At 52.7% G+C, this 1,934-nt stretch carries 2 protein-coding genes; both read right to left on the bottom strand.

The window, feature by feature from the left end:
• Positions 1-138: 138 nt before the first annotated feature.
• On the bottom strand, positions 139-1,377 hold the full coding sequence (locus tag B7449_RS17200; RefSeq protein WP_025440189.1) for a type II toxin-antitoxin system HipA family toxin: 1,239 nt from the start codon (positions 1,375-1,377) through the stop codon (positions 139-141).
• The gene (locus tag B7449_RS17195) at positions 1,374-1,676 is read right to left on the bottom strand and encodes a helix-turn-helix domain-containing protein (RefSeq protein ID WP_025440188.1); all 303 of its coding nucleotides are present in this window, start codon (positions 1,674-1,676) and stop codon (positions 1,374-1,376) included. The genes B7449_RS17200 and B7449_RS17195 overlap by 4 nt, the downstream gene beginning before the upstream one ends.
• Positions 1,677-1,934: the final 258 nt, after the last annotated feature.

Genomic DNA, 1,934 nt, shown 5'->3' with positions numbered 1-1,934 from the left:
AGGAAACGTCCGCGCCTGCGGACTCAGCACCACCTGACCTGCCTATCGTCCCGCCATCGTTCTGCTCCCGTCATTGTGACAGGAATATCATATAATGATGCTTATTTCAGTTCCAGATGACTAGCCTCCTACGATATTTCATTTCCATCCGCGGGTAATGGCCATTTCACTGCCAATTTCTTTGATCAGAAAATCAGGCGCTCCACAATTTGCGGCGACCTCTTCCCACAAGCAAAGCGCACTGTCGACCGCATCAATAATCTTGTCCCTTCGAACAGGCTTAATCCCCGCGATCCGCGCTACTTTATTGATGGCAACCTTGCCCGGGTGGCGCCCATCACCAGCGATCGAAATAGAATGCTCGCCACCGGGGCCCGCAGAAAACGACACATCATAGGCGGGAGCCAGCGACCATTCACCAGCCGCATTCATGAGAAACGCGTGATTTCGAACATGATCGTCCCGGTTTAATGCCCGCACGTTAAATACCATACGTCTAAAAATTTCCTCGACTACATCAATCCGACGACACATAAGTTTGGCAAGCTTGATGAGATCAACGTAATCAACCACACCGTGCTGCATACCGGTATCAAGCAACCCCGCTACCGTGGACATATGCAAGCGGCCACGACCCGGACGATCAAACCGATCAGTGCCAAAAAATCGCTCTTTATTACCTTCTAGCGGAAACATTCGACAGACGTTGATGCCAGCTTCTTTCATGAGAATGCCGTAAGCGATCTCGGCTTCCACCGTCCCGATCGGATCAGATGATGCACGCCCTTTGATCAATACCTGAGTCCAGCCGGAAGCGAGCGGCAGACGGTGATCGCGCAAGGAATGCATATCATCATTGATCTGCGCGACAAACTTGGGCCGCGCGCCCTGACTGCCACCGGACATGACACGGAGCCGCGAAAGATCCGCTGCGGACGCACCATTCACCACTTGTGGTATGATCTCTTCGAACCAGCCCAGATCAATGCTCTCATTCGGAAGGCTGTCTGTTTCAGGGGCGTATGTCAGGGCCCCGCTACCATAGCGCCCGACATAAGCGAGGCGCTCGATATCTCCGATTGTGGTTCGGCTGATACCTCTCGCCGCAATTTCCCGATCAAGCAGGAGACGTCCCCAACCATCTGGGAGACTATCTTCAAACAGGGAAGGAAGACTTGCACCCCGACCGCTGTTTGGCCTCAACAACTGATCATATGACCGACAAAGCACCGGAGAGAGAGGAAGAGGACTTGCCGCAAATCCGGCATCCCACTCGAAAGCTATGCTTCTTCGCTCAGGATCCCGGCCAAGCTGTCCCACCTGTAGAGGCTTTTCTCCATCACCGAAGTCAAGCGCAACAGAAAGTCTTTCAATCATCGCGTCCTCTGCTTCGCTGCGCGTCGACGGAGTTGACTAAACTCATCCAGTTCATCCAGGGAAGAAGCCTCTGGCATGGGAAAAAGATCAGAAAAAGCGTCAAGTGTCCCGAGCGCCTCAGCTATTGCTAGCAGCGTTGCCAAACTCACAGCACCCCCGTTTTCAAATCTTCGAAGCGTCGCTATGGCTACTCCCGATTGCTCAGCTAGATCTTCCTGCGTGATGTTCTTTGCCAACCGGCGCGTACGAGCCGATATCGCTATCTCATCATGCACCTCAGCCGCTGTTTTCGGTAACATGTAATGTATCACGTTTGATCTCTTATGCCATGTTTTCCGGTACAAAATATCATATCTGATATCTAATTGCCACGGCGTTTCGCGCCTCCAGAACTGCCAAACCATCTCCTACAAGGCGAGCTCGATAGAATATGGCGCCCAGATTTTCATACCGGGGACGGAGAAACCTGAGAAGGTCGAGCGACCATTCTCGCCTTCTGTGTCTTACTCGGAAGTGATGTTGTGGACGGCCCCCGCACGAAATGTGCGAGGATGAAA

The organism is Komagataeibacter intermedius TF2, assembly GCF_000964425.1.
Taxonomy (GTDB): Bacteria; Pseudomonadota; Alphaproteobacteria; order Acetobacterales; family Acetobacteraceae; genus Komagataeibacter; species Komagataeibacter intermedius.
The sequence above is the reverse complement of the archived record's forward strand: the minus strand, read 5'-3'. Positions and strand labels throughout refer to the sequence as shown.

Bases quoted from the DNA above. Each gene is read 5' to 3' on its own strand.
- B7449_RS17200 (WP_025440189.1), bottom strand. From the start codon at position 1,377: ATGATTGAAAGACTTTCTGTTGCGCTTGACTTCGGTGATGGAGAAAAG.
- B7449_RS17195 (WP_025440188.1), bottom strand. From the start codon at position 1,676: ATGTTACCGAAAACAGCGGCTGAGGTGCATGATGAGATAGCGATATCG.